We start from the raw sequence: 25,558 nt of genomic DNA on the forward strand, positions 1-25,558 counted from the left end.
GGAGAGCGCATGTCGTCACGCAGTCCCCTCACCGAGCTCCCGACGCACAGCGTGCACAACCAGGTGCCGCCGCTCGAGAACTTCAACCTCTACGACGCCGATCCTGCGCTCGGCGAGGCGCTGCGCCGTGAAGGCGCCGCCTGGGCGGAGGAGCACGTGCGCGCCTTCGGCGCGCTGCTCGGCAGCGAGCGCGTGATGGCGCTCGGCGTCGCGGCCAACCGCTTTCCGCCCGAGCTGCGCAGCTTCGACCGCTACGGCCAGCGCATCGACGAGGTCGAGTACCATCCGGCCTACCACGAGCTGATGCGGCTCGCCGTCGAGCACGGCATGCCGTCGCTGCCGTGGACCGAGAAGCGTCCCGGCGCGCACGTCGCGCACACGGCGATGCTCTACCTGCTGTCGCAGGTCGAGGCCGGCGTGTGCTGTCCGCTGACCATGACCTACGCCGTCGTGCCCGCGCTGCGTCGCCAGCCCGAGGTCGCGGCGGAGTGGGAGCCCAAGGTGGTGGCGCGCGTCTACGACCCGCGCTGCGTGCCGGCGTCGGAGAAGCAGGGCGTCACCTTCGGCATGGCGATGACCGAGAAGCAGGGCGGCTCCGACGTCCGCACCAACACGACGCGCGCGGTCCCGCTCGGCGCCGGCGGTCCGGGCGGCGAGTACGAGCTCACCGGGCACAAGTGGTTCTGCTCGGCGCCGATGTCGGACGCCTTCTTGACGCTCGCGCAGACCGAGCGCGGCCTGTCGTGCTTCCTGGTGCCGCGCTGGCGACCCGACGGCACGCGCAACCCGTTCTTCGTGCAGCGGCTCAAGGACAAGCTCGGCAACAAGTCGAACGCTTCGTCGGAGATCGAGTACCTCGGGACCTGGGCGCGCATGGTCGGTGAAGAGGGCCGCGGCGTGCGCACCATCATCGACATGGTGCACCACACCCGGAACGACACCGTCGCGGCGCCGGCGTCGTTCATGCGTCAAGCAGTGATGCAGGCGGTGCACCACGCGAAGCACCGCCACGCGTTCGGCAAGCGGCTCGTCGAGCAGGACCTGATGCGCAACGTGCTCGCCGACCTCGCGCTCGAGGCCGAGGCGGCGACGGCGCTCGCGATGCGCATCTCGCGCGGCTTCGACGACGCGGTGAACGGCGGCGACGAGGCGCGCGCCTTCTCGCGCATCGCGACCGCGGTCGCGAAGTACTGGCTCAACAAGCGCGCGCCGGGGCACGTCGTCGAGGCGCTCGAGTGCCTCGGCGGCGCGGGCTACGTCGAGGAGACGATCATGCCGCGCCTCTACCGCGAGGCGCCGCTCAACGGCATCTGGGAGGGCTCGGGCAACGTGATCTGCCTCGACGTGCTGCGCGCGATGGGGCGCGAGCCGGAGTCGCTCGAAGCGTTCCTGCACGAGATCGACCAGGCGCGCGGCGGCGACCGTCGCCTCGACGCCGCCGCGGCGAAGCTGCGCGACGAGCTCGCGGACCACGGCGACATCGAGCTGCGCGCCCGGCGGGTGACCGAGCGCATGGCGCTGGTCCTGCAGGCGTCGCTGCTCGTGCGCCACGCGCAGCCGGCGATCGCGGACGCCTTCTGCGCGACCCGGCTCGACGGCGAGCACGGCCAAGCCTACGGCACGCTGCCGCGGGGCACCGACCTCGAGGCGCTGATCGCCCGGGCGGATCCGCTGCGCGGCGCCTGACGGCCGCCGCCGGCGGCGCGGATTTTCGCCGCCGTCGCCCTGCTCTCAAAGCCGCCGTCCGCCGATAAGATGTCAACTATGAGGTCTCAGGCAGACGCGCGGCTCGGCGACCGCGACGGCGTCGCCGCCGAGACCGACGACCGCGACGTCCTCGCGCGTCGCTTCTGGACGGGCGGCGTCGTGATGCTCGGCGCGTCGCTGCTCTTTCTCCTCATCGACCTGCTGTACGTGAAGGAGCACCTCGCGGCGCTGGTCGCGGTGAAGGTGATCCAGTGCGCGATCCTCGCGGTCGCCGTGCTCGCGGCGCGGCGCGCGAAGGACCTCGACGCGCTCCTGCGGCTCGGCGCCTACACGGTGTGCGGGCTCTACGTGACTACCGCCGCGCTCGCCGTGCTGCGCGGCGAGTTCGTCGCCAGCAGCTTCATCTTCATCGCGACGGCGATGGCCACCGCGAGCTTCGTCCCCTGGGGACCCTGGATGCAAGCGCTCACCGTCGTGGCCGCGAGCGTGGCGATCTTCGTCGCCCGCATGCTGCAGCCGCAGCCGGTGGACGCCAGCATGGCCTACCGCGCGCTCGCCGTCGGGTTTGCGCTGTTCGGCTCGGTGTGGGTCGCGCGCGAGCACGACGTCCAGCGCCGCAAGCGGCGGCTCGCCGAAGCGCAGGTCGCGGAGGAGTCTCGGATCTCGGCGGCGCTCGCCCGCGCGGGCGAGGAGATGATCCGCTGCGAGAGCACGCCGGTGATCCTCGACCGCGCCTGCCCGCTGGTCGTCGAGCTGCTGCGCTGCGACGCCTGCTCGCTCGTGCTGAAGGACGCGGGCGAGAACGTCTTCATCCCGCACAACGCGTTCAGCCACCGCGATCAGGACTGGCAGGCCATGCGCGAGATGCGCGTGCCCGCCCGGATGGTGGAGCCGCTGATCGCGCACCTCGCGTCGTCCGGCGTGGCCCGGCTCAAGACGAGCAAGATGCAGAACGCGCGGGCGCGCGAGCTGCACCAGCGCTACCACATCGGCACGAGCCTCTACGTCCCGCTACGGCGCGGCGGCGAGATCATGGGCGTCATCTCCGCGCACTACAAGGACGAGGCGCGCCGCTTCGACCGCGTGCAGGAGCGCATCGCCGTCGGCATCGCGCACCTCGCGTCGCTCGCGCTCGAGAACACGCGCCTGCTCGAGGAGCTGCGCGAGGCGAACCGCATCAAGGCGGAGTTCGTCTCGACCATGTCGCACGAGCTGCGCACGCCGGTGAGCGTGATCCTCGGCTACACCGAGATGCTCGACGACGACACCATCTCGCGCGACGAGCGCTCGCGCATCCTGCAGCGCGTGCGCCGCTCGGGCATCGAGCTGCTCGAGCTGATCGAGGAGACGCTCAACCTGAGCCGGCTCGAGGCGGGACGCGATCCGCCGCGCTACGAGCGCGTGCGTCCACGCGAGCTGTTCACCGATCTCGTCGCGGAGTTCGCGGCGATGGTGCCGCTCGAGGACGTCGAGCTGCGCTGGGTCGGTCCGGACGACGTCGAGCTCGTGACCGACCCGCGCAAGCTGCGCATCATCCTGAAGAACCTGATCGGCAACGCGCTCAAGTTCACGCCGCGCGGCGAGGTGGTGCTCGCCTGCCGCGACGAGGGCGACGTCGTGCGCTGCACGGTGCGCGACACCGGCATCGGCATCGCGCCCGAGCACCTGCCGATCATCTTCGACATGTTCCGTCAGGTGGACAGCTCGGACGCGCGCGCCTACCGCGGGGCGGGGCTCGGCCTGCACATCGTGCAGCGCCTCGTGCACCAGCTCGGCGGCGAGATCAGCGTGACGAGCGAGCTCGGACGCGGCAGCGCCTTCGAGCTCACGCTGCCGCGGGGAACCAGCGCGCAAGAGTCCCCGACGCAACCGTCGGCAGATCCGCTTTCCTGAGCCCTCGCGCGCGAGCCGTCAATCGATGCTTCGGAAGCGCTGCGGATCGCCGCGGTGGTGCGGCGCTCCGAGGTCCTGCTCCGGTCCGAGCGGCACGATGCCGGTCGGATTGATGGTCTTGTGGCTCTGGTAGTAGTGCCGCTTGATGTGCGTGAAGTTGACGGTCTCGGCGACGCCCGGCACCTGGTAGAGGTCGCGCAGGTAGCCGCTCAGGTTCGGGTAGTCGGCGATGCGGCGCAGGTTGCATTTGAAGTGCCCGTAGTAGACCGCGTCGAAGCGCACGAGCGTCGTGAACAGACGCCAGTCGGCCTCCGTGATGCGATCGCCGAGCAGGTAGCGGCCGCGCGCGAGGCGCACGTCGAGCATGCCGAGCGTCTCGAACAGCTCGACGAAGGCTTCCTCGTAGGCCTCCTGTGAGGTCGCGAAGCCGCAGCGGTAGACGCCGTTGTTGACCTTGGCGTAGACCACCGCGTTGAGCTCGTCGATCTCGCGCCGCAGATCCTCCGGGTAGAAGTCGAGCGTGTCGTCGCCGAACGCGTCGAACTCGGAGTTCAGCATGCGGATGATCTCCGCCGACTCGTTGTTGACGATCGTCCGCCGCTGCTTGTCCCACAGGACGGGCACGGTGACGCGTCCGGAGTACTTCGGCGACGCCGCGAGATAGACCTCGTACAGGTAGCGCGCGCCGTTGACGGTGTCGGGGATGGTGCCCGGCACCTCGCCGTCGACGTCGAACTCCCAGCCGTTCTCGCCCATGAACGGGTGCACGACCGACAGCGAGATCACGTCCTCGAGGCGCTTCAGCTTGCGGAAGATCAGCGTGCGGTGCGCCCACGGACAGGCGAGCGACACGTAGAGGTGGTAGCGGCCCGGCTCGGCGGGGAAGCCGGACGAGCCGTCCGCGGTGACGCGGTCGCGGAACGCGCTCTCCTGACGCACGAAGCGTCCGCCGGTGGATTTGGTGTCGTACCAGTCGTTGCGCCAGACGCCGTCGACGAGCAGCCCCATTGCCCGATCTTGCGCGCTCACGCGCGCTGCGGCAACGGAGGTCATCCGCGGCGAGCGCGGCAGCGGCGACGGAGGCAGGCGTGGCACGAACGAGCGATGCAGTGCAGGACGGACGCAAGCGCTGCCCGTGGGCTGAGCGCTCGCCGCACGAGCTCGCCTACCACGACGAGGAGTGGGGGGTGCCGGTGCGCGACGACCGGCGCCTGTTCGAGTTCCTGATCCTCGAGGGCGCGCAGGCGGGGCTGAGCTGGTCGACGATCCTCGGACGTCGCGACGGCTACCGGCGCGCGTTCGCGGGCTTCGATCCCGCGCGCGTCGCGCGCTTCGGCTCAAAGGACGTCGAGCGGCTGCTCGCCGACCCCGGCATCATCCGCAACCGCCTCAAGGTCGAGGCGGCGATCGTCAACGCGCGCGCCTTCCTCGAGGTGCAGGGCGAGCACGGCTCGTTCGCGCGCTACCTGTGGGGCTTCGTCGACGGCAAGCCGATCGTGAACCGCTTCCGCGCGATGTCCGAGGTGCCGGCGTCGACCGAGGTGTCCGACGCGCTGAGCCGCGACCTGCGACGGCGCGGCTTCAAGTTCGTCGGCACGACGATCTGCTACGCGATGATGCAGGCGGTCGGGATGGTCAACGACCACCTCGTGAGCTGCTTCCGCCATCGCGAGCTCTCCGGCGTGAAGCGCTGACCAAGCGCGCGTCGCCTCGGGACGTCGCGACGCTCGGTTGCTAAGAAGCGGCGATGGCCAGAAGAGAGGAGTCTCGCGTGCTGCGCCGCACGACCGGCAAGCGCGCCCTGTCACGACGTGGAGCGACGCCGTTGCGCGTCGCGCGGCGCCGTCCGACGCGCGCCGAGCGCGCCGATCCGTTCAAGCTCTACGAGCGCTCGGTGCAGATCCCCGAGGACGACGTCGCGTTCTTCTCCGACACCTTCCGCAAGCTGCGCGGCCGCCAGGCGAAGATCCTGCGCGAGGACTTCTGCGGCACGGCGAAGCTGTCGCTCGTCTGGTGCACGAGCGCGCCCGGACGGCGCGCGATCGGCGTCGATCTCGACGGTCCGACGCTCGAGTGGGCGCGGGAGCACAACGTCGCGCCGCACGCGCGCAAGCTTCGCGGCCGGCTCGAACTCGTGCAGGGCGACGTCCGCGACGTGCGCACGCAGCCCGTCGACATCACGTGCGCGATGAACTTCAGCTTCTGCGTGTTCAAGGAGCGCGCCGAGCTCGCGCGCTACCTCTCCGCGGCGCGCGACAACCTCAAGGACGACGGGCTGCTCTTCCTCGAGCTCTACGGCGGCACCGGCGCGATCGAGCCCACCAAGGAGAAGCGCGAGCTCGGGACCTTCACCTACGTCTGGGAGCAGAAGCGCTTCAATCCGGTGACCAACGAGACGCTCTGCTACATCCACTTCCACTTCCCCGACGGCTCGCGTCTCGAGCGCGCCTTCACCTACGACTGGCGGCTGTGGTCGATCCCCGAGCTGCGCGACCTGCTGCTCGAGGTCGGCTTCCGCGGCGTGCGCGTCTTCTGGGCGACGCTCGACGAGGACGAGGTCGACGACGACGGCATGATCTACGGCAACGGCGAGTACGTCGAGGTGACCGAGGCCGAGCAGCAGTACAGCTGGCTGGTCTACGTGGTCGGCGAGAAGTAGTCAGCGGGCGAGCATCGCGCGCACGAGGTCGCGCACGGAGTCGAGCCCCTTGTAGCGGGCGACGTGCTCCGGCATGAGCTCGAGCGCGCGCGCCAGGATCTCGCGCTGCTCGGCCGTCAAGCTCGAAAACGGATAGAGGTAGACGCGGATCAGGAACAGCGCCGCCTCGTGCTCGCGGAACGGCACCGTGGTCTGCCGCTCGACGCGCAGGAAGCCCGGACCGTCCGCGCGCCACGGCTCGCGCCGGCCTTCCTCCGGGTGGTGGTCGAGGTGATCGTCGGCGCTCACCGTCCAGACGAAGCGCACGTACGGCCCGCGCTCGACCATCGCGTCGACCATCGAGCGCTCGGCCTCGGCGCGCTTCGCGAAGTCCGGCACCGGCGCGTGGATCCCGCCGAAGCTCACGCCGTGGATGCGCTCGGGACGCCAGCCGCTCGGGGACGAGACGTGCACCCCGATCGCGGCGCTGCCGCCGTCGGGGAGCCGCCGGATGACCACCAGGTCCTCCTGCACGACGCGCGCGACGTCGAACAGCCCGGCGCGCTCCGGAGCGACGCCGAGCTCGGCGACGGCGGCAAGGCGCTCGGGGTGCTCGCGTCCGAGCGTGTCGCGCAGCCAGGCGTCGACCGCGGCGTGGATCGCGCGCTCGGCGTCGTCGCGCGCGAGCAGAGCATGCCGGCCCGGCGGGACGCGGCGCTTCGCTTCGAGGTAGCGCGGCAGCTCGTCGTCGACCTGGAAGAAGAGCTCGTCCGCAGGGCCGTTGCCGAGGTCGGTGCCGTGGCGGATCAGCCCGGCCTCCATGCGCAGCGGGATCGGCTTCACCGGGAAGTAGCGCGCGGGGCGGGGCAGCGACGCCATGCCGCCTGTGTAGCGGGCGGCCGCGCGGCCTGCAGCGGCGCTCGCGGCGTCGGCGCGCGCGGTCGCGGCGGCATGGCTCGGCCGCAGACGCTGCGCGCGAATCCGCTGCTCGGGCGAACGCGCCGCTGCGCGCGAGCCGCCGCGCTCTAGGCGCGCGCGCGGCCCGTCGTGCGCGCGCGCAGCAGCACGACCATCTGCCGCAGCAGCTGCTTGACCTCGTCCGGGTTGCGCAGGCGGAAGCGCGCCGCGGTCTCGCGGTCGTCCTCGCCGACGAAGATGCCGACCCCGCGCTCCGCGAGCACGGCGAAGACCGTCTCGTCGGTGATGTCGTCGCCGACGTGGAACGCGAGGCCGTCCTCGAGCCCGAGCGCCTCGAGCAGCCAGAGCACCGCCTTGCCCTTGTCCCAGGCGACGTTCGGCTGCACCTCGATCACTTCCTTGCCGGGCTCGCGACGCAGGTTGGGGAAGCCCGAGAGCACCTCGTCGACGAGGGCGTGGATCCGCGGCACCTCGTCGCGCGCGACCATGCGGTAGTGCATCGCGACCGTGAAGCGCTTGCGCTCGACGAGCGCGCCCTCGATCCCCGCGCTGCGCTGACGCAGCAGCGCCTCGACGGCGTCGAGCGCGGGCAGGTAGGGCTCGCCGAGCTGCAGCGAGACGTCGCTGCCCTCCGGCCCGACGATGTCGAAGCCGTGGCTGCCGACGTAGTACGCCTCCGGCACGGCGACCAGGCGCGCGACGTCCTCTCGGTCGCGCCCGCTGACGATCGCGGTCGGAACGAGCTCGGCGAGCTCGCGCACGACGTGACGCACGTCCTGCGAGAGCAGCGCGATCTCCGGACGCACGACGATCGGCGTCAGCGTGCCGTCGTAGTCGAGCGAGACCAGGACGCGCCGCGCCGAGGCCAGCAGCGGCTCGACGACGTCGAGCGCCGAGGGCAGCTCGGTGGTGCGGCTCTTCGCCGTGGTCATCTCGCGCCGCGTCGCTCCGCGAGCACCTCCACCAGGATCGCGGGCTCGTCCGTGATGATCGCGGTCGAGCCCTTGTCGATGCTCTCGTTCATCGCCTCGGGGGTGTTGACGGTCCAGAAGTTCGCCTGCAGCCCGGCCGCGAGCGCGCTCTGGGTCGACTCCTGGTCGATGATGAAGAAGGGGTGGATCGCGTCGAGGCCGAGCTCGAGCGCGAGCGCGATCTTCTCCGCGGGATTCAGGCTCGACGCGACGTCGATCAGCAGCGCCGAGTACGCGGTCGGCTCGATCTGCTTGACCGCTGCGGCGGCGTGCTCGTCGAACGAGGAGAAGAAGCTCCGGTCGAGCACGCCGAGCGCGCGCACCTCCGTGACCGCGGCCTGCGCGAGCGCCTCGGCGCCGGTGGTCGGGGTCAGGCAGTCGCGGCCGTAGACTTTGAGCTCGACGTTGACGAGCGCGTTCGGCGGCAGCGCGGCGTAGGTCTCGGCGAGCGTCGGCGGGTGCTCGTCGGTCGGCTGGCCGTCGCCGTCGAGCAGCAGGCAGGCGCGCACCTCGTCGAGCGTGTAGGCGCTGACGCAGCCGGTGCACGTGGTCGTGCGGTCGAGCGTGTCGTCGTGCATGACGATCAGCCCGCCGTCCGCGGTGATCTCGACGTCGAGCTCGATGCCGTCCGCGCCCTGGCGCATCGCTTCGAGGAACGACGAGATCGAGTTCTCGGGGAAGGGATGTCCCGGACGCGTGTGGCCGGTGCCGCGGTGGCCGATGTTGGCGGAGGGAGCGAGCGCCGCGATGCGCTCGCGCACGATCCCGGCGCTGAGGGAGTCGGAGTCGCTGCAGCCGCCGGCGAGCACGGCGAGCGCCGCCAGCGCGAGCACGGTCCCTGCGAGCCTGGTGCGCGGACGCCGGGCGCCCGGCACGGCCGCGGGGCTCAGGGCTGCACCTCGACGCCGCGCCAGAACGCGACGTGGTCCTTGATGTTGCTCGCCGCCGGCTTCGGGTCCGGGTAGTACCAGGCGGCGTCGCGATTGACGTCGTCTCCGACCACGACGTCGTAGTAGCGCGCGGTGCCCTTCCACGGGCAGACGCTGGTCGTCGCGCTGTCGCGCAGGTGCTCGCGTCGCACCCGATCCGGCGGGAAGTAGACGTTTCCCTCGACGGTCTCGAAGACCTCGCTGTCGGCGATCACGGCGCCGTTCCACGATGCGCGTGCCATGTCTCCTCCTGCTCGCTGATCTGAAACGCGTTCGGCCTCGCAGGGCAAGGGGCCGCGGCGCGCGGACACGGGAAAACCCGCTCGCCCTGCGCGCGGCGTCACGCTTTCGCCAGGTTGAGCGCGGGCAGCCGGTCGCGCGGAACGCCCGTGACCTGGGTGACGAGCGCGCGAAACGACTCGGTCGAGAGCTCGATGCGCTCGCTCGCGAGCGCGCGCAGGACGTCGTCGAGGCTCTTGCGGTCGTCGCTGTTCGCGCGGATCTCGTCGTCGAGCTGCGCGAGCACGCCCACCGCGCGCGCCGTGACCTCGCCGCTCGCGCGCGCGGTCCGCAGCCTCTCCGCCTTGCGGCCGCGCTTCTCGAGCCGCGCGAGCGACGTCCGGTAGCGCTCCTCGCTGATCGTGCCCGAGCGCAGCAGGAGCTGTAGCGCGTAGTACTCGGCGAGGCCCTCGACGACCCAGTCGCCGTCCTCGACCGAGCGCGCGTTGGTCGCGACGTGCACGACCTCGTGCAGCAGCGTGCTCGTGCCGTCGGACGAGATCAGCGGTAGCGCGGAGTGCAGGAACAGCGATTCCGGACCCGACAGCCCGCCGCGCCACATCGGGTCGTTGGCGCCGACGATCAGGAGGCGCGGCGGCAGCTTGCCGACGATCTGCGCGAGCGTCGGCAGCGTCCAGCGCAGCATCGCGAGGATGTCGAAGCGCCGCAGCCCCTGTCCGGCGGGTCCGGCGATCGTGACGTCGGTGCCGACGATGCGCTCGCGCGTCACGTCGAGCTTGCCGACCAGGATCCAGCCCGTCGGCCGGTCGAGGAAGCGGTGCGCCTGGTCGACGGAGTAGGTTCCGTCGTCGCGCTTCGGAAAGCGCGTCTCGATCTCCCAGCCGACCGGCACGCGCAGACGCAGCGTCGCGAGCGAGCGTGCGCCGGGTCGCGTCTCGGAGCTGATCGGCGGCACCAGGTCCTCGCCGCGGAACAGCGCCCACTTGTCGGTGCAGCGCGCGTCGTAGCCGACCGAGTCGTGCAGGTGGTCGAGGCGCACGCTGTAGCGGAGCTGCGACGTGCCGTTCGCCGGACGCCAGGTGACGCGCTCGTCCTCGAGCTCGATCGTGCCGTCGCCCTCGAAGCGGAACTGCCGCTGCGGGTCGATGCGCATCCGTAAGAAGTCGAGGAGCCCGTTGTTGCGCGCGACCTCGATGGTGACGCGCGCGACGCGCTCGGTCGGCACGATGCGCGCGTCGTAGCGCAGGTCGTAGGTCGGAGCGGGGGAGGGCGCCGGGCTCGCGGTCGCGGCGTGCGCGCGCGGCGCGCGGACGAGCGCGAGCGGGTCGGCGGCGAGGCCGAGCGCCGTCACGACGGCGCCGCGCACGAACCTTCTTCGGGTCGTCACGCGAGCGCTTCCTCGCGCACCTCGCGCGCGATCCGCATGCCGAGGGCGACGCGCTCCTCGACCGACATGCCGGCGCGCACGCAGCGCTCGATCGCTTCGAGACGCGGGACGAGGCCCGCGCGGTTCGCGAGCTGGATCGCGAGACCCGGTCGCGCGTTCGCTTCGAGCACGACCGGTCCGCGGCGCGGATCGACGACCACGTCGACGCCGACGTAGCCGAGGCCGGTCAGGGTGCCGAGCTCGACCGCGATGCGCAGCACGGTCGCGAAGTCGGGGATCGCGAGACCGACCACCGGGCGCTCGGTGTCGGGGTGCAGCTCGACCGGACGTCCGCCGTGGATCGCGTGCACCGTGCGTCCGCTGTCGAGGTCGATGCCCGCTCCGACCGCTCCCTGGTGCAGGTTGGCGCGGCCCGCGGACGCTCGCGTCGGCAGGCGCACCATCGACATCACGGGGACGCCTCTGTAGACGACCACGCGCACGTCGGGAACGCCGCCGCTCGCAGCGCTGGCGAGCATCGGGTGCACCTCGAGGCGCTCCTCGATGATCACGCGGTCGAGGTGGCCGGCGAGCGCGTAGAGCCCGGACAGGATCTCGGCCGCGTGGAAGCGGACGTCGTCGAACGTCACCCGGCGGCCGCCCGAGCGCAGCAGCATGTCGCCGTCGCGCCCTTCCACCACGATGATGCCGTTGCCCATCGCGCCGCGCGCCGGCTTGACGACGAACGAGTCGTGCCGTGCCGCGATCTCGGCGAGCCGGTCGAGCTCGAAGTGGTGCTCGATCGCTCCGAGCAGCCTCGGCACCGGGACGCCCGCCGCGGCGCACATCCGCTTGGTGAGGAGCTTGTCGTCGACCTTCGGATAGAGGCGACGCGGGTTGGTGCGCTGGATGAGCTTGACGTTGCGCCCGTTGATGCCGAGCACGCCGGCACGGCGCAGCGCCGCAGCGAGGCCGATCAACGCGCGACCTCCCGGCGCTCCGGCTCCTCGCTCGGCGGCAGCGACGCGGCGATCTCGTCGCCGATCGCGAGCGACGACGGCGCGGCGAGCAAGCGGAAGCGCACGAGCTCGGCGAGCCGGTAGCCGGTGTAGCCGCCCATCAGGACGAGCAGGCCCATCACCACGAACACCAGCTCCGGGAAGCTGAACATCAGGTGCTCCGCCGTCGCGCTGCGGAACACCGGGTAGACCGCCATCGCCATCAGCGTCGACGAGCCGGCCTTCCACAGCGCTTGCCCGATGCCTTCCTCCGCCATGGTGATCGAGAAGCGCTCGATGAGCATCGTCAAGATCACGATTGGAAACAGGATGCCCGTGTACAGGTCGCGCTGCTCCAGGCCGTGGCCGAGGAGCGCGAGCCCGGCGACGGCGAGCACGACCACGCAGAGCAGCAGGGCGAGCCGCGGCACGACGAGCAGCCGCAGCCGCTCGAGCAGCAGGCGCGTCACGATCCCGACGGCGAGCACCATCGCGACCAGCGCGAGTCCGCGCGCGAGCCCGGTGCCGCGCAGCGCGAGCGCGATCAGCACCGGCATGAAGGTGCCGTAGCTCGGCATGCCGACCACGTTGCGCAGCAGCGCCACCGCGAGCGCGCCGAGCGGCAGCAGGAGGAGCAGACGCAGCGCCGCCTGCTGCGGCACCGAGAGCTGGTAGAGCGAGAAGCGCGCGAGCCCGGGGCTCGGGGGCACCATGAGCGTGCCGAGCTCCTCGGGCGAGAGCTGCTCCTCGCGTGCGGTCAGCGTGTAGCCGGACGCGGCGAGGCCGGTGCCCTCGACGAGGTCGCGGTCGTCCGAGCGCAGCGTCAGCAGCTCGGGCGGCAGCTCGCCGAAGAAGCCGGCGGTGGTCGACATCGGCACCCAGCGTCCGCCGAGCCACGCCTCGGTCCAGACGCGCGGCCGCGGCGTGCCGGCGCCGAGCTGCAGACCTTGCACGATGCGCGCCGGAACCCCGCTCGCGCGCAGCAGCGTCACGAGCAGCCGCTCCTTGCCGCGCGGGTTGCCCTCGCGCTCGGCGAGCGTCAGGAGCGCGTCCGAGCTCGCCGTGTCGACGGTGTCGATCTCGTGCGTGACCGCGGAGTAGACCGCGCGCACGCGGGCGTCGGTGTCCTCGAGCGGCGGCAGGTCGAGCTGTGCGAGGTGCGCGCGGATCTCGTCGGCGCCGACGGGAAGATCGGTGGTTGCGCGCAGCGCGGCCTCGCGGACCTCCTTGTCGAGGGTCGCCGCGCCGTTGTCGCCGGGGCGCGCCGGCTTGCCGGACGCGCCGGACGTGCTGGAGGCGCCGGACGCGGTCGCGCTGTTCGCGGACGCCGGCGCCGGGAACAGGTCGACGCGGAACTCGTAGACGATCCGGTGCACGCCCTTCATGCGACCGCTCCAGATCCCGGTGCGGCCCTCGGGGCCCGAGCGGATCGAGAAGCGCAGCCCGTCGCTCGTCCAGCGCTCGCCGAACACCCGCTGCCCCGGACCGGACGAGGGCAGGGCGGCGCGGATGCTGCCCTCGCCGCCGTTGCCGCGCGCCGTGATCTGCATCTCGACCTGCCAGAGGCCGCCGGGCTGCGTCGGCGTGAGCGGCAGGTCGAGGACGAACGCCTTCCAGGCGAAGACGGCCAGCCCGAAGGCGATCAACAGCGAGCCGGCGACGGCGACACGGCGATTCATGGGGGTGCTCGGGCGCCCCCGGTTTCTATCGGATCCTCAAGCGCAGCGCAGCTTGTTGCGTGCGTTGAAGGCGGCGACTTTGTAGCACTCGGCGAGCGTCGGGTAGTTGAACACCGTGTCGATGAAGTACTCGACGCTGCCCTTGAGGCCCATCACGGCCTGGCCGATGTGCACCAGCTCGGTCGCCCCGGTGCCGATGATGTGCACCCCGAGGATCGCCTCGGTCTGCTGGTGGACGAGCAGCTTCAGCATGCCGCTCTCGTCGCCCAGGAGCTGGCCGCGCGCCGTTTCCCGGTAGTGCGCGATGCCGGTCTCGTAGGGCACCGCGGCGGCGGTGAGCTGCTCCTCGTTGCGGCCGACCATCGAGATCTCCGGGATCGAGTAGATGCCGAACGGCAGCAGCTCCTCGACCGACTCCGTGGGCACGCCGAAGATGTGGCACGCGGCGAGCCGACCCTGCTCCATGGCCGCCGAGGCGAGCGCCGGGAAGCCGATCACGTCGCCGCACGCGTAGACGTTCGGCACCGCGGTGCGGAACTGCGCGTCGACCTGGATGCGGCCGCGCTCGTCCGCCCGGAGCCCGATCCGGTCGAGCTGCAGCGCCTCGGTCGCGCCCTGACGGCCGCCGCAGTACAGCAGGCAGTCGGCGTGCAGCGTCTTGCCGCTCGCGAGCGTCGCCTCGACGCACTCGCCGGGCCGTCCGGTGGGCGTGGTCTGCACGCGCCGGATGCCGACCACCTTCTCGCCGAGGCGCAGCGTCATGCCGGCCTGGCGAAGGTGGTACTGCAGCGCCTCGATGATCTCGCCGTCGGCGAACTCGAGCAGGCGCTCGCGGCTGTCGACCAGCGTCACGTGCACGCCGAGCGCCGACAGCATCGACGCGTACTCGGTGCCGATCACGCCGCCGCCGACGACGATCAAGGACGACGGCAGGTACCTGAGCCGCAGCAGCTCGTCCGTGGTGACGACCTTCTCGTCGTCGAAGGGGACGTCCGAGGGGCGGGCCGGCGTCGTGCCGGGCGCGAGCAGGAAGGCGCCGGCGCGGATCGTCTCGGTGGTGTACGCGCCCTCGACGACGATCGTGTCGGGGCCGGTGAACGACGCCTGGCCGTGCACGAGCACGATGTCGTTGTCGGCGAGCTGCCGGCGCACGACCTCGGTCTCGGCGTGGATCACGCGCTGGCAGTACTCGACGAGCAGCGACAGCTCGCGCGTGCGGTCGGGCGTCGCGCCGACGTTCTCGGCGTGACGGCGCGCCGCGAGGATCGCCAGCACCGCTTCGCGCAGCGCCTTCGACGGGATCGTCCCGGTGTGGATCGCGACCCCGCCGACCGTCTCTCTCTGCTCGACCACGCACACCGAGCGGCCGAGCTTCGCCGCCTGGATGGCGGCTTTCTGCCCGGCTGGGCCGCTACCGATGACGCAGAGGTCGAAGTTCCGGCTCTGCACGCTCACCCCACGTCACCTCGAGACGGTCACCTCGACGTGGTCACCGGGTCCGACGGTCGTCTCCGCCCAGAGGATCCGCTCGCGCGTGAGGCCGTCAGGTTCCTTCCACGCCACCGGGCATGTCAAGTAGTAGCTCCCGGCCGGAAGCGCCTCGAAGCGGAAGCGGCCCTGCGCGTCGGCCTCCTCGAGCCACCACACCGCCTCGGGGTCGGGCGACCAGTTGTCGGTGCTGCCACCCATGACCTTCTGCATGTACGCGGTCGATTCGGTGGTGACCGGGAGCAGCGCCACCTGACACCCGGCGCCGACGAGCGTCTGGCCGGTCGACAGCACGTGCGTCACCTGGCCCGTGATCACCGCGTTGCCGGGCAAGCGGTACGGCGCGTACTCGCGCAGGTTCATGATCTCCTGCTTCTTGTGCGAGCAGGCGACGAGCGCCGTGCACAGTCCGACAACCAGACCGACGGCGATGGTCGCAGCTCGCCGCTTCGCGTCCGCCATCGCAGCTACCTCCTCTCGCTTCCGCGCACCGCGCATGCCGACGCGTGGCGCTCCTTCCGGTGCGCTCTGGGAGAGCGCCGTCTCGATGTCAACCATCGGCCGAGGTCGCAAGGACGTTTGGCCGGTCGTCATCGATCGACATGGCGCGCGGCCGATTGCAAGCCTCGTGCCGCGAGCCTTGCTAGTGGCCGTGCACGCACGCGTCGCGCGACGCCATGGCGGCTGCGCGAGGACGCGCCACCCGCGAACGGGAGTTTGACACCGTTGCCACGTCGTTGTCGTCTCGCTCCGTGCCGGTTCCGGTCGCCGCAGGCTGCCTCGTGCGCGCCCGCTTCGACGGCGAGTGGCGCTACCTCGTCGTGCACCCGAGCGGCGGCTACAACCGCCGCGCGCCGTACTCGATCCCGAAGGGGCTGGTCGAGGCGGGCGAGACGCCGGAGGAGACGGCGCTCCGCGAGACGAAGGAAGAGACCGGTCTCGCGTGCCGCATCCTCGCGCCGCTCGGCGAGATCTCGTATACCCGGTCGCGCAAGCGGGTGATCGCCTTTCTCGCCGAACCCCTCGAGCCGCCGACCGCGACCGTCCTCGAGCCCGCCGACTGGGAGATCGACCGCGCCGAGTTCCACCCCGCCGACCAGGCGCGCGCGCTCCTGCACCCCGACCAGGCGCCGTTCATCGACCGCGCACGCGCCCTCGAGGATGCTTGACGCCGGCGGTTGGCGTCGCGACGCGGCCGGCGTCGCGGCGCTGGCGCCGTCCGCGGGCGAAGCTACACTGCGCCGCGCCATGACCGACCCGATCGTTCGCTTCCGGCGCTGGTTCCGCGAGGCGGAGCGCGCCGGCGCCCCGCAGCCGGAAGCGATGGCCCTCGCGACCTCCACCCGCAACGGCGTGCCGTCGCTGCGCTTCGTGCTGCTCAAGCAGGTCGACCCGCGCGGCTTCGTCTTCTTCACCGACGCGCGCAGCCGCAAGGGACGCGAGCTGCGCTCGAACCCGCGCGCCGCCGCGACGTTCTACTGGAACGCGCTCGGACGCCAGGTGCGGATCGAGGGCAAGGTGGTCGAGCTCGGCGACGCCGAGGCCGACGCCTACTGGGTGACGCGCCCGCGCGGCAGCCAGCTCTCCGGCGCGACCTCGTACCAGAGCCGGGCGCTCGCGAGCCGCGCGCTGCTCGTCGCGCGGCGCAGCGCGCTCGCGCGCCGCTACGAGGGGCGCGACGTGCCGCGTCCCGCCGAGTGGCGCGGCTTCCGCATCGAGCCGGACGCGATCGAGTTCTGGACGCACAAGGACGACCGGCTGCACCACCGCCAGCTCTTCCGCCGCACGGGGCGCGGCTGGCGCGCGACGCTGCTCGAGCCGTAGCGGCGGTCGCGCCGTTCGCGGACGCGTCTCATCTGCTTCGGATGCGCGCCGCGAGCCTCGGCAGAGACGGCGCGCGACGTCCTCGCCGCGCGCGCCTCGCTGGTCGCGTCTCGCTGCGCGAAGCAGCAGGCAGCGTCCGCGTCAGCCGACCGTCTTGCTGATCCAGCGGCTCACGCCCGGGATCGTCGGCAGGTACGACTGCGCCTTCTGCACGAAGCTGCTGACGCTCGAGCTCGGGCTCTTGCCCGTGCTCTTCTTGGCCGGCTTCGCCGGCTTGGTGCCCTTGGCGGTCGCGACGAGGCCCTTCTTCTTCGGCTTGAGCTCGCTCGTCGTGCGCGCACCGCCGCGCGCTTGGGTGCTCTTGCGATTCGACGTGGCGCTCTTCTTCGCCACGGTCGACTTGGTGCTTGACGTTTTCTTCTTGCTCGCTCCGCGTGGAGCCATAGATTTCCTCTCCGGCGCCGACTGCTTCGTCTTGCGCCCGCGTGCGAGCGATACCATGAAGGATTGCATGTGGAAACGCCGCCGGCGCCGCGCGACGCACGTGAGCGCGCTCGTGCTCGGCGTCGTCGTCGCGAGCGTCGCGAGCGTGGACGCGCGCGAGGTGAGCTTTCCCATCAAGCTCGACGAGCGCTTCCTCACGAGCGAGCTCGTGCGCAACGTGTACACCGACTCCGGCAACACCGCGCGCGTGTTCGACGACGGCTCCGGCTGCAACTCGCTCGTGCTGTTCGATCCGACCGTGCTCGCCGAAGACGGCGTGCTGCGCGTGCGCACCGCCGCCGAGGCGCGGATCGGCGTCGCGGCGGGCGAGCGCTGCCTGCTGCCGATCTCGTGGAACGGTCTCGTCGAGCTGATCGAGGAGCCGCGTCTCCATCCGCGCGCGCCGATCGTCCGCTTCGTCGTGGTCGACTCGCGGCTGCTCGATCGCGACGGCGAGCCGGCGACGGTGTCGTCGACGGTGTGGAGCTGGGTGAAGGACCACGTCCAGCCGCGCCTCGAGACGCGCATCGACCTGCAGCGGCCGGTCGACGAGCTGCGCGCGCTGCTGCCGGCGTTCGGCGTCTCCGCGCGCGGCGACACCGTCGATCGGGCGCTCGCCTCGCTGTCGCTCGCGGGGGTCGCGGTGCGGCCGGGGACGGTCGAGGTGCGGGTGCGCATCGAGGTCCCCGAGCCGCCGCGGCCGACGCAGGTCGCGCTCGCGCCCGACGCGAGCGCCGCTCCGGCGACGCCGACGCCGGCTGCGGCGCCAGCGTCGCCTGCGGACGAGGCACCTGCGGACGAGTCCCCCGCGGAAGAGTCGTCCACGGACGAGGCGACGGCGGACGCGGCGAGCGCGTCACCCGAGGATGTGTCGCCCGAGACCGCGGCGCCCGACGCGGGCGCGACGCCCGACGCCGTGGCGCAGGCGCCCGACGCGTCGCCGCCGCCCGAGCCCGAGCCGCCGCTCACCCCGGAGGAGCTGCTGCGCTGGCAGACGGCGCTGCAGCAGTGGGACGCGTTCCTCACCTTCGTGATCAAGGTCACCGGACGCGACGCCAAGGCGGTCGAGCTGCGCAAGACGCTGCTCGAGATCCTGCTCGACGAGCGCTACGCGCTGCTCGACGCGCTCGCCAACCCCGAGCCCGCGCAGCAGGATCCGGTGCGGCCGATGTTCCTCCGCACGTGGACGCGGCTCGCGCCCGTGCTGCGTCAGGTGAGCGACCGCCTGCCGGCGGACGAGGCGCTGCGCTACCTGGCGTTCGTCTCCGCCGGCGACGCGCTGCAGGCGCTCGACCAGCTCGGTCCGGACTACGGCATCGAGATCTCCGCCGACGGTCTGCGTCGCTTCGCGCGTCTGGTCGCGCCGACCACGATCGAGGACCCGCTGACGTACGGCATGGAGGTCGACCCGCAGCTCCGCGAGCTCTTCGGCTTCGGTCCGCCGATCGCGCCGCCGGAGGAGAACCCCGAGGTCGAGCCGACGAGCTGGTGGTTCGGCTTCGGCTCGACGGCGTGGGCCGCCGAGCCGCCGGATCGCGAGCTGCTGCGCCGCCTCAACTCCTGGGCGCCGACGCGCAAGGACATCGAGGAGTACGTGCCGCTCGCCTACCGCCTGCTGCAGAGCGTGACCGACGGCCTGATCGAGAAGCACCACGTCCCGACGGAGCACGAGGAGGTGTTCCGCGCGCTGGTGCCGGCGACGGCGTGGAAGGAGAGCTGCTGGCGGCAGTTCGTCAAGCGCAACGGCAAGCTCGTGCCGCTCACCTCGCCGGTCGGGTCGATCGGCATCATGCAGGTGAACGTCAGCGTGTGGCGTGGCTTCTACGACGTGCAGGGTCTGCGCCGCGACATCGGCTACAACGCGCGCGCCGGCGGCGAGATCTTGACGCGCTACTTCCTCGACTACGCGGTCGCGCGCGGCGAGGACCGCAAGGGCGGCGGTCCGGACGCGCTCGCGCGCGCGACCTACGCCGCGTACAACGGCGGGCCGAGCCAGCTCACCCGCTACCGCCAGAAGGGACGCTCGCAGCGCGAGCGGCGCGTCGATCGGGAGTTCTTCGCGCAGTACCAGCGGATGAAGACGGGCGACGTGCGGGGCGTCGTCGAGTGCTTCACGGAGTGACGCCCCGCACGCGTCGCGTGCGCGCGCCGGGTCAGTCGATGTAGCCGAGCGCGCGCAGGCGCCCGGCGTGCTCCTCGTCGAGCTGCACGGGCTTGGCGAGCATCGCCTGGTCGCGCCAGTGCGCGTGCCACGCCGCGTGCGCCTGCTCGAGGCGCGCGAGTCCCTCCGGCACCGGCGAAGCGCCGACCAGGTTCCGCGTCTCGCCGGGATCGGCCGCGAGGTCGTAGCGCGCGTGCGCGACGCGCTGGCGTCCGATCGCGATCGTCTTGAGCTGCGGCGTGCGCGCCGAGTAGAGCGGACGGCCGCGCAGGCTGAGCTCGCTGAACGCGATCAGCTCCGGCAGCTCCGTCTGCGCCGTCGACGGCGCGAGCCACGCGCGCAGGTCGCGCTCGCGGTGCTCGACGTCGCCGGCGCCGAAGCCCGGCGGCGCCGCAACCCCGGTGAAGCCCAGGATGGTCGGCGCGACGTCCATCAAGCGGACCTGCTCGTCGACCACCGTGCCCGCGGCGATCCCGCGCGGGTAGCGCATCACGAGCGGGATGCGGATCGTCTCGTCGTAGAGCGCCTTGCCGTGTCCCTTCTGGCCGTGCTCGAAGAACTCCTCGCCGTGGTCGCTGGTGACGATCACCAGCGTGTCGTCGAGCACGCCGAGTTCGCGCAGCTCCTCGAGGACCCGGCCGAGGTGCTCGTCGGTGTAGCGGATCTCGCCGTCGTAGAGCGCGATCACGTGCTGGAGATCGCGCGGGTCCATGTCGCGGTGCACCTGGTTCCCGAGCTCGAAGTTCCGCCCGTTGACGCTGCCGCGGTAGCCGGGGTCGAACATCGCGTCGTAGGGCGGCGGCGGGTCGAAGTCGTAGTGCACGTCCCACATGTGCAGGAAGACGAAGAACGGCCGGTCCGCGCTCTCGTCGTGCCAGCGGCGGATCCAGCCGTTCACCGCCTCGACCAGCGTCGGCGAGGTGACGCCGCGGTGCGAGTCGAGGTTGCCCTTCGCGGCGAGCCGCTCGTCGTAGACCTCGAAGCCGTCGGCGTAGCCGTAGAGCGAGCGCAGGAACGGCGCGGCGACGAACGCCGCCGTTCGGTAGCCGGCGTCGTGCAGCGCGCGCGCCAGCGTCGGCGTGCCTGCGGCGAGACGCGTGTTCGCGCGAACGACGCCGTGCTGCTCGGGCGGCTTCGCGGTGAGCAGCGTGACGTGCGACGGCAGGGTCCACGACGACGGCGCGATCGCCTGACGAAAGAGCGCGCCCTCACGCGCGAGCGTGTCGATCGTGGGGCTTGTGTCGCGCTCGTAGCCGTAGCACCCGAGATGGTCGTGGCGCAGAGAGTCGATCGAGACCAGCAGCACGTTCGGCTGGCGCGGGGCGCGCCTCCACGATGACACGACGAGCAGCAGCGCGCCGACGAGCCCGATCGCGCCCGCGATGCCCAGCAGCACCTTGCGCGTGTTCGTTCCCTGCCGATCGCTCATCGTGGGCATCAGGCAAGAAATGCTCGCCCGTGGCACAAGCATTCGATACTAGGCGCGACCGTTCGCGGCGCACAAGCGTCCGTGCGTCGAAGCTTGCGAGCCGGAGCGACGCACCACGACCGTCCATCTCGTCGAGGCTCGGCCGTCATCCGTGCAACCCTCTCGAACGATCGTGACCGCTGACGCGGCGCCGTCGCGCGAGCCGGAAGCGACACGCGGAGCGCGCGGCGTCGGGCTCTCGAGCGCGGTCTGGTCCTTTCTCGTCTACACGGCGCTGTTCGCCGTCTTCGCGGCGCCGTGGCTGCTGAACGCGCACCGCGGCGCGCCGCAAGGCTACATCGGCAACGCGGCCGACGAGCGCCTCGTGGTGTGGATCCTGGCGTGGGTGGCGCACGCGCTCGCGACGGATCCGACGAGCGTCTTCGATGCGAACATCAATCACCCCGCACCGGCGCAGCTCACCGGCAGCGAGCACCTCGCGAGCGCGCAGATCCTGTTCGCGCCGCTCTACGCGCTGACGGACAACGCGCTGCTCGCCGCCAACTTGACGGTCTTCCTGACCTATCCGCTGGCGGCGCTCGCGATGCAGCGGCTGCTGCTCGCGCTGGGCTGCGGCTTCTCCGTCGCTTCCGTCGTCGGGCTCGTGTTCGCGCTCGGCCCGTACCGCCTGCCGGGGCACCTCCACCTCCTGCAGTACACGAACCTCTTCCTGCCCTGGGTGGCGCTCGCCGTGACCCGGCTGCGCGGCGCTCCGGACGCTCGTCATGCGCTGCTCCTCGCTCTCGCGCTCGGGGCCGCCGCGCTGAGCTCGTACTACATGGCGGTGTTTGCCGCCGTCGTCGCTCTCCTCTGGTTCTCGTTCGAGGTGGCGCGGCCCGGCGAGCGGCGCGCGCGCTTCGTCGTGCTCGCCGTGGTCACGGCGGCCGCGGTGGCGCTCGTCGTCGTGCTGGTGTCGCTGCCGTACCTGGCTCGAGCCGAGGCGGAGGTGGCGGATGGCATCGCGCCCTACAACCGGACGCGAGAGCTCATGCTCGGGACGTTCGCGAGCCGGGCGATCCAGTCGAGCGGCAGGCTCGCGCTCGTCCTGGCGGGCGTCGGCTTGGTCGGCTTGCTCGTGCGCGACGTCGCGGCACGGACGTGCGCGCTGCGCGGGCTCGTCCTCACCGTGCTCGCGCAGGCGACTGCGGTCGGCGCCTACTTGACGCTCGACGGCGTCGCAATCCCGACGCCGTTTGCGCTGATCGCGGCCTCCCCGCTCAAGTTCTTCCGCTACCCGTTCCGCTTCGCGGTGGTCGTCGGATTCGGCGTCGCGCTGCTCTGCGCCGCGTTGCTGCAAGCGATCGCCGCGCGGCTCGGTCGGCGCGTCGGCCGTCTCGCCGCGCTCGCGCTCGGCGTCGTCGTGCTCGCGACGGGAGCGGTGCGTCTTTCCGGGACCGGCATCGCCGAGTTCAGCGGCCAGACGGATCCGATCTACGACGAGGTGGACCGCATCACCCGCATCCGCGGACGGGGACCGCTGCTCGAGCTTCCCATCGTCGATCCGCTCGCCGACGCGCGCGGCGGCGTGCTCGGCACCGAGGTCGAGTCGATGCTGGGCAGCACGCGCCACTGGCTGCCGCTCGTCGCCGGCTTCACCGGCTATCCGTCGTCGCACCGCAAGCTGGTGCTCCGCCAGGCGCAGGATCTGCCCGACGAGAACGCGCTGCAGAACCTGGTCGACATGACGCACGTGAGCTGGGTCCTCCTGCAGCCGAAGGAGCGCTGGCCGGAGAGGATGCGGGCGCAGCGCCGCCAGATCCTCAAGTCGCCGTCGTTCGAGCGCGTCAAGGTCGCCGACGGCTGGGCTCTGCTTCGCGTCAAGACCAAACCGCGGCACGGGAAGTGGTACCGCGCGCTCGCGGCGGGCGAGCGCCCCGGGCAGACGCTGCTCGGAACGCCGCTCGCGCCGATTTCGGAGGAGGCGGCGGTCGCGCGCGTGACGGGCGACGTCCCGTCGCCGGTCTTTGCCGGCAGGGCCATTCCCGCGAGGCTCGAGGTCGCCAATCGTGGCCTGGCGGCGTGGCCCGTGAGCGCGCCGCGCGGCGACGATCGCGGCACGCACCTCGTCGGCCTGGTCTCCGAGTGGTGGCCCGCCGGCGGCGACCGCAAGGGCGTCCCCGTTGCGACCCGAGCGTACGCGCTGCCCCTCGACGTCGAGCCGGGAGCGACGGTGAAGGTCGCCCGCTGGCTTCGCGCCCCCGAGACCCCCGGCGAGTACGACTTGACGGTCCGCGTCCGGCAGTGGGGCGGCGCGCGCTTCACCGCGCCGGGAAACGAGCCGCTCACGCGCCGCGTCCGCGTCGATCGCGCGCCTCCGGACGCGGACCAGAAGACGGAGGCGAAGGCGGCGAAAGCGAAGGGCGTGTCCAAGCTGCGGCGCGCGCGTCAAGCACGCCGCGGCGCGAGCACGAAGTAGAGCAGCGCCGCGAGCACGAGCACGCCGGCCATCCGCGCGTACGCCGCAAGCGGGAAGCGCACGCCGAGCACGACGCACAGCACGAGCCCCGCGACCGGCGTCCACGCGGGCGCGGTGAAGATCTCCGGATCGTCGACCGGCGCGCTGCGCTTCAGGCGCAGCAGTCCGACGTGCAGCACGGCGAACACCGTGACCAGCAGCAGGCTCGTCGTCTGCGCGAGCACCTGCACGCCGCCCGAGACCGCGAGCCCCAGCGCGAGCGCGAACGCGACCAGCACCGCGACCCACGGCGTCGCCCGCACCGGGTGGACGCGCGCGAGCGCCGACGGCAGCAGGCCCTCGTTCGCCATGCCGTAGCCGAGGCGCGACGCCATGATCAGGTTCAGCAGCCCGGTGTTGCAGATCGCGAGCAGCGCGACCACCGAGAACGCGCCGCCGGGCGGCTCGAAGCCCGCCGCGCGCAGCACGTCGAGCAGCGGCGCCTCGGAGCGCGCGAGCACGTCGGCGGGCAGCGTCAGCAGCGCCGCCACCGTCACGCCGACGTAGATCAAGCACGAGGCGCCGATCGCGCCGAGGATCGCGCGCGGCATGACGCGCCGCGGATCGCGCACCTCCTCGGCGACGTTCGCCGTGTCCTCGAAGCCGATGTACGAGTAGAACGCGACCGTCGCGCCGCCGAGCACCGCGGCGACGCTCGCGTCGGGCAGGATGCGCTCGAGCTTGACGCTCGCCTCGAGCCCGCTCGCGAACCAGAAGCCCACCGCCAGCACCAGGAGGAGACCCGACACCTCGGCGATCGTCAGCACGATGTTGACGTTCGAGGACGTCTCCATGCCGCGGTAGCTGATGAAGGTCATCAGGCCGAGCAGCACGACGCTGCCGAGGAGCGGCGGCACGGTGACGAACGGCGCGAGGTAGCCGGAGAAGGCGAGCGACACCGTCGCCGCCGAGGTGATGCCGCTCGCGAGCACGAGCATGCCGACGACGAATGCGATCGCCGGGTGGGCGAACGCGCGCTTGCAGTATGCTGCGGCGCCCGCCGCGACCGGAAAGCGTGAGCTGAGCTCGGCGTAGGTGAAGCCGGTCAGCACGGCGAGCAGGGCGGCGACGCCGAACGACAGCCACGCCGCCGTTCCTGCTTCGCCAGCGACCTTGCCGACCAGCGCGTAGATGCCGGCGCCGAGGATGTCGCCGACCGCGTAGAGCGTGAGCGCGGCCGGGCCGAGAACGCGCTTCAATGCGGGCGGGTTGCTTTCGGGCACGCTGCGCGTTGCCACGCGGTGCGCCGAGCGGTCAAGGGATGCGGCGCGCGCGCGAGGCGGGCATCACACGGGTTCGGCCGACGGTCGAGCGGCGCGCGAGGTGCGATCGGGCCGCGTTTGACAGGGCGCTGCTCGGAGCACGACAATCCGCCGGCCGATGACGATCGACGACGACGACCGGACCGTGCTCGCCACGGTGCCGGGCTGGCAGGAGGCCGAGAGCCACCGCCTGCCGGTCCTCGTCGTCCTGCGCGGCGCGCAGCTCGGACGTCGCTACCTGCTGAACGAGAACCGCTTCGTCCTCGGGCGTCGCGACACCGTGTCGACGCTGATCATCCGCGGCGACTCCAAGGTCAGCAGCCGGCACTGCGAGATCGTGTACGACGCCGAGCGCGACACGTGGGTCGTGCGCGACGTCGGCTCGACCAACGGCACGCGTCTCAACGGCAAGCCGATCGAGAGCGCCGACCTCGCCGAGGGCGACAAGCTCCTGCTCGGCGACACGGTGCTCAAGTTCACCTTCCACGACGAGATCGAGAGCGAGTTCCACCACGAGGTGGACCGCCTGATGAACATCGACGAGCTGACCGGGCTCGTCGTGCTGCGCGTCTTCCGCGAGCGCTTCCACGCTGCGTTCGACGCTTGCACGCGCGGTCGCCGCCCGCTCGCGCTGCTGATGATGGACCTCGATGGTCTGAAGAAGATCAACGACACGCACGGCCACCAGGCGGGCGCGATGACCATCTCGACGGTCGGGCACATGCTCGGCGATCTGATCGGCAACACGGGGCTCGTCGCGCGCTTCGGCGGCGACGAGTTCATGGCGGCGTTCCCCGACCACGACCGCGCGGCGGGCGTCGCGCAAGGCGAGCGCATCCGCAGCGCGCTCGCCGCGCAGAAGTTCGTCTTCGGGGACACCGAGCTGCGGCCGACGATCAGCATCGGCGTCGCCGCCGTGCCCGAGGACGCGACCACCCCGGAGCGCCTGACGCGCGTCGCCGACGAGGCGCTGTACCGCGCCAAGGCGGCGGGGCGCGACCGCGTCAGCATCTGAGCGTCGTCTACGTCCGCCGCGTCGCGTCGCGCGGCGCTAAAGCACTCGCGCAGAGAGTCCGCT

22 protein-coding genes are annotated in these 25,558 nt (G+C 71.8%); 9 read left to right on the top strand and 13 right to left on the bottom strand.

Going from position 1 to position 25,558, the window contains the following annotated elements; all coding sequences use genetic code 11:
* Positions 1-9: 9 nt before the first annotated feature.
* Positions 10-1,686, top strand: a complete 1,677-nt coding sequence (locus tag VIS07_04085) for an acyl-CoA dehydrogenase family protein (GenBank protein HEY8514677.1) — start codon at positions 10-12, stop codon at positions 1,684-1,686.
* 78 nt (positions 1,687-1,764) lie between these two features.
* Positions 1,765-3,600: a HAMP domain-containing sensor histidine kinase gene (locus VIS07_04090; protein ID HEY8514678.1), complete on the top strand. Its 1,836-nt coding sequence runs from the start codon at positions 1,765-1,767 to the stop codon at positions 3,598-3,600.
* A gap of 18 nt (positions 3,601-3,618) precedes the next feature.
* Here the strand turns inward: VIS07_04090 and VIS07_04095 are convergent, their stop codons facing one another.
* Positions 3,619-4,608: a glutathione S-transferase family protein gene (locus VIS07_04095; GenBank protein ID HEY8514679.1), complete on the bottom strand. Its 990-nt coding sequence runs from the start codon at positions 4,606-4,608 to the stop codon at positions 3,619-3,621.
* 101 nt (positions 4,609-4,709) lie between these two features.
* On the opposite strand from VIS07_04095, the gene VIS07_04100 reads away from it, so the two are divergent.
* Together VIS07_04100 and VIS07_04105 are read left to right on the top strand one after the other, a co-directional pair.
* Entirely contained in the window at positions 4,710-5,294 is a 585-nt protein-coding gene (locus VIS07_04100) for a DNA-3-methyladenine glycosylase I (protein ID HEY8514680.1), read from the top strand.
* A gap of 53 nt (positions 5,295-5,347) precedes the next feature.
* Positions 5,348-6,259 carry a class I SAM-dependent methyltransferase gene (locus VIS07_04105; GenBank protein ID HEY8514681.1) on the top strand — a complete coding sequence of 304 codons (912 nt, stop codon included), beginning with the start codon at positions 5,348-5,350 and terminating at the stop codon, positions 6,257-6,259.
* Here VIS07_04105 and VIS07_04110 read toward each other — a convergent pair whose 3' ends face one another.
* The 9 genes from VIS07_04110 to VIS07_04150 form a co-directional block, all read right to left on the bottom strand.
* Positions 6,260-7,117 carry a heme-dependent oxidative N-demethylase subunit alpha family protein gene (locus VIS07_04110; protein ID HEY8514682.1) on the bottom strand — a complete coding sequence of 286 codons (858 nt, stop codon included), beginning with the start codon at positions 7,115-7,117 and terminating at the stop codon, positions 6,260-6,262.
* Between the two features lie 146 nt (positions 7,118-7,263).
* The gene (gene otsB / locus VIS07_04115) at positions 7,264-8,088 is read right to left on the bottom strand and encodes a trehalose-phosphatase (GenBank protein HEY8514683.1); all 825 of its coding nucleotides are present in this window, start codon (positions 8,086-8,088) and stop codon (positions 7,264-7,266) included.
* Positions 8,085-8,960 (bottom strand): glycerophosphodiester phosphodiesterase family protein, encoded by an 876-nt coding sequence (locus tag VIS07_04120; GenBank protein HEY8514684.1) that lies wholly within the window; start codon positions 8,958-8,960, stop codon positions 8,085-8,087. The genes otsB and VIS07_04120 overlap by 4 nt, the downstream gene beginning before the upstream one ends.
* Before the next feature lie 53 nt (positions 8,961-9,013).
* Positions 9,014-9,298 (bottom strand): DUF427 domain-containing protein, encoded by a 285-nt coding sequence (locus VIS07_04125; GenBank protein HEY8514685.1) that lies wholly within the window; start codon positions 9,296-9,298, stop codon positions 9,014-9,016.
* Positions 9,299-9,396: 98 nt separating this feature from the next.
* Complete coding sequence (locus VIS07_04130; GenBank protein ID HEY8514686.1) at positions 9,397-10,683, bottom strand: hypothetical protein; 1,287 nt, start codon at positions 10,681-10,683, stop codon at positions 9,397-9,399.
* Positions 10,680-11,642 carry an alpha-L-glutamate ligase-like protein gene (locus tag VIS07_04135; protein ID HEY8514687.1) on the bottom strand — a complete coding sequence of 321 codons (963 nt, stop codon included), beginning with the start codon at positions 11,640-11,642 and terminating at the stop codon, positions 10,680-10,682. The genes VIS07_04130 and VIS07_04135 overlap by 4 nt, the downstream gene beginning before the upstream one ends.
* Positions 11,639-13,339 carry a UUP1 family membrane protein gene (locus tag VIS07_04140; GenBank protein HEY8514688.1) on the bottom strand — a complete coding sequence of 567 codons (1,701 nt, stop codon included), beginning with the start codon at positions 13,337-13,339 and terminating at the stop codon, positions 11,639-11,641. The genes VIS07_04135 and VIS07_04140 overlap by 4 nt, the downstream gene beginning before the upstream one ends.
* A gap of 36 nt (positions 13,340-13,375) precedes the next feature.
* Positions 13,376-14,794 carry a Si-specific NAD(P)(+) transhydrogenase gene (gene sthA, locus VIS07_04145; protein HEY8514689.1) on the bottom strand — a complete coding sequence of 473 codons (1,419 nt, stop codon included), beginning with the start codon at positions 14,792-14,794 and terminating at the stop codon, positions 13,376-13,378.
* A gap of 6 nt (positions 14,795-14,800) precedes the next feature.
* A complete protein-coding gene (locus VIS07_04150) occupies positions 14,801-15,289 on the bottom strand; it encodes a hypothetical protein (protein ID HEY8514690.1) in 489 nt (162 codons plus the stop codon).
* A gap of 290 nt (positions 15,290-15,579) precedes the next feature.
* Here VIS07_04150 and VIS07_04155 point away from each other — a divergent pair, with 290 nt between their 5' ends.
* Together VIS07_04155 and pdxH are read left to right on the top strand one after the other, a co-directional pair.
* Positions 15,580-15,996: an NUDIX domain-containing protein gene (locus tag VIS07_04155; GenBank protein ID HEY8514691.1), complete on the top strand. Its 417-nt coding sequence runs from the start codon at positions 15,580-15,582 to the stop codon at positions 15,994-15,996.
* 79 nt (positions 15,997-16,075) lie between these two features.
* Positions 16,076-16,651 (top strand): pyridoxamine 5'-phosphate oxidase, encoded by a 576-nt coding sequence (pdxH, locus tag VIS07_04160; GenBank protein HEY8514692.1) that lies wholly within the window; start codon positions 16,076-16,078, stop codon positions 16,649-16,651.
* A gap of 141 nt (positions 16,652-16,792) precedes the next feature.
* Here pdxH and VIS07_04165 read toward each other — a convergent pair whose 3' ends face one another.
* Positions 16,793-17,095: a hypothetical protein gene (locus tag VIS07_04165; GenBank protein ID HEY8514693.1), complete on the bottom strand. Its 303-nt coding sequence runs from the start codon at positions 17,093-17,095 to the stop codon at positions 16,793-16,795.
* Positions 17,096-17,162: 67 nt separating this feature from the next.
* Between VIS07_04165 and VIS07_04170 the strand changes: the two genes are divergently transcribed.
* The gene (locus VIS07_04170; GenBank protein HEY8514694.1) at positions 17,163-19,256 is read left to right on the top strand and encodes a lytic transglycosylase domain-containing protein; all 2,094 of its coding nucleotides are present in this window, start codon (positions 17,163-17,165) and stop codon (positions 19,254-19,256) included.
* Positions 19,257-19,287: 31 nt separating this feature from the next.
* Here the strand turns inward: VIS07_04170 and VIS07_04175 are convergent, their stop codons facing one another.
* Entirely contained in the window at positions 19,288-20,724 is a 1,437-nt protein-coding gene (locus VIS07_04175) for a sulfatase (GenBank protein HEY8514695.1), read from the bottom strand.
* A 172-nt stretch (positions 20,725-20,896) separates the two neighbouring features.
* On the opposite strand from VIS07_04175, the gene VIS07_04180 reads away from it, so the two are divergent.
* Positions 20,897-23,179: a hypothetical protein gene (locus VIS07_04180; protein ID HEY8514696.1), complete on the top strand. Its 2,283-nt coding sequence runs from the start codon at positions 20,897-20,899 to the stop codon at positions 23,177-23,179.
* Here the strand turns inward: VIS07_04180 and VIS07_04185 are convergent.
* A complete protein-coding gene (locus VIS07_04185) occupies positions 23,149-24,417 on the bottom strand; it encodes an APC family permease (GenBank protein ID HEY8514697.1) in 1,269 nt (422 codons plus the stop codon). The genes VIS07_04180 and VIS07_04185 overlap by 31 nt on opposite strands.
* A 181-nt stretch (positions 24,418-24,598) precedes the next feature.
* Here VIS07_04185 and VIS07_04190 point away from each other — a divergent pair, with 181 nt between their 5' ends.
* The gene (locus VIS07_04190; protein HEY8514698.1) at positions 24,599-25,495 is read left to right on the top strand and encodes a GGDEF domain-containing protein; all 897 of its coding nucleotides are present in this window, start codon (positions 24,599-24,601) and stop codon (positions 25,493-25,495) included.
* Positions 25,496-25,558: the final 63 nt, after the last annotated feature.

The sequence above is a fragment of the Candidatus Binatia bacterium genome, from assembly GCA_036563615.1.
In the GTDB taxonomy this organism is placed as follows: domain Bacteria; phylum Desulfobacterota; class Binatia; order UBA12015; family UBA12015; genus DATCMB01.

What these genes read in the sequence shown, in the direction of transcription:
- VIS07_04175 (HEY8514695.1), bottom strand. Translation starts at nt 20,724, where the DNA reads ATGAGCGATCGGCAGGGAACGAACACGCGCAAGGTGCTGCTGGGCATC.
- VIS07_04090 (HEY8514678.1), top strand. Translation starts at nt 1,765, where the DNA reads ATGAGGTCTCAGGCAGACGCGCGGCTCGGCGACCGCGACGGCGTCGCC.
- VIS07_04190 (HEY8514698.1), top strand. Translation starts at nt 24,599, where the DNA reads ATGACGATCGACGACGACGACCGGACCGTGCTCGCCACGGTGCCGGGC.
- VIS07_04085 (HEY8514677.1), top strand. Translation starts at nt 10, where the DNA reads ATGTCGTCACGCAGTCCCCTCACCGAGCTCCCGACGCACAGCGTGCAC.
- VIS07_04150 (HEY8514690.1), bottom strand. Translation starts at nt 15,289, where the DNA reads ATGGCGGACGCGAAGCGGCGAGCTGCGACCATCGCCGTCGGTCTGGTT.
- VIS07_04110 (HEY8514682.1), bottom strand. Translation starts at nt 7,117, where the DNA reads ATGGCGTCGCTGCCCCGCCCCGCGCGCTACTTCCCGGTGAAGCCGATC.
- VIS07_04140 (HEY8514688.1), bottom strand. Translation starts at nt 13,339, where the DNA reads ATGAATCGCCGTGTCGCCGTCGCCGGCTCGCTGTTGATCGCCTTCGGG.
- VIS07_04095 (HEY8514679.1), bottom strand. Translation starts at nt 4,608, where the DNA reads ATGGGGCTGCTCGTCGACGGCGTCTGGCGCAACGACTGGTACGACACC.
- VIS07_04165 (HEY8514693.1), bottom strand. Translation starts at nt 17,095, where the DNA reads ATGGCTCCACGCGGAGCGAGCAAGAAGAAAACGTCAAGCACCAAGTCG.
- VIS07_04125 (HEY8514685.1), bottom strand. Translation starts at nt 9,298, where the DNA reads ATGGCACGCGCATCGTGGAACGGCGCCGTGATCGCCGACAGCGAGGTC.
- VIS07_04170 (HEY8514694.1), top strand. Translation starts at nt 17,163, where the DNA reads ATGTGGAAACGCCGCCGGCGCCGCGCGACGCACGTGAGCGCGCTCGTG.
- VIS07_04105 (HEY8514681.1), top strand. Translation starts at nt 5,348, where the DNA reads ATGGCCAGAAGAGAGGAGTCTCGCGTGCTGCGCCGCACGACCGGCAAG.
- otsB (HEY8514683.1), bottom strand. Translation starts at nt 8,088, where the DNA reads ATGACCACGGCGAAGAGCCGCACCACCGAGCTGCCCTCGGCGCTCGAC.
- pdxH (HEY8514692.1), top strand. Translation starts at nt 16,076, where the DNA reads ATGACCGACCCGATCGTTCGCTTCCGGCGCTGGTTCCGCGAGGCGGAG.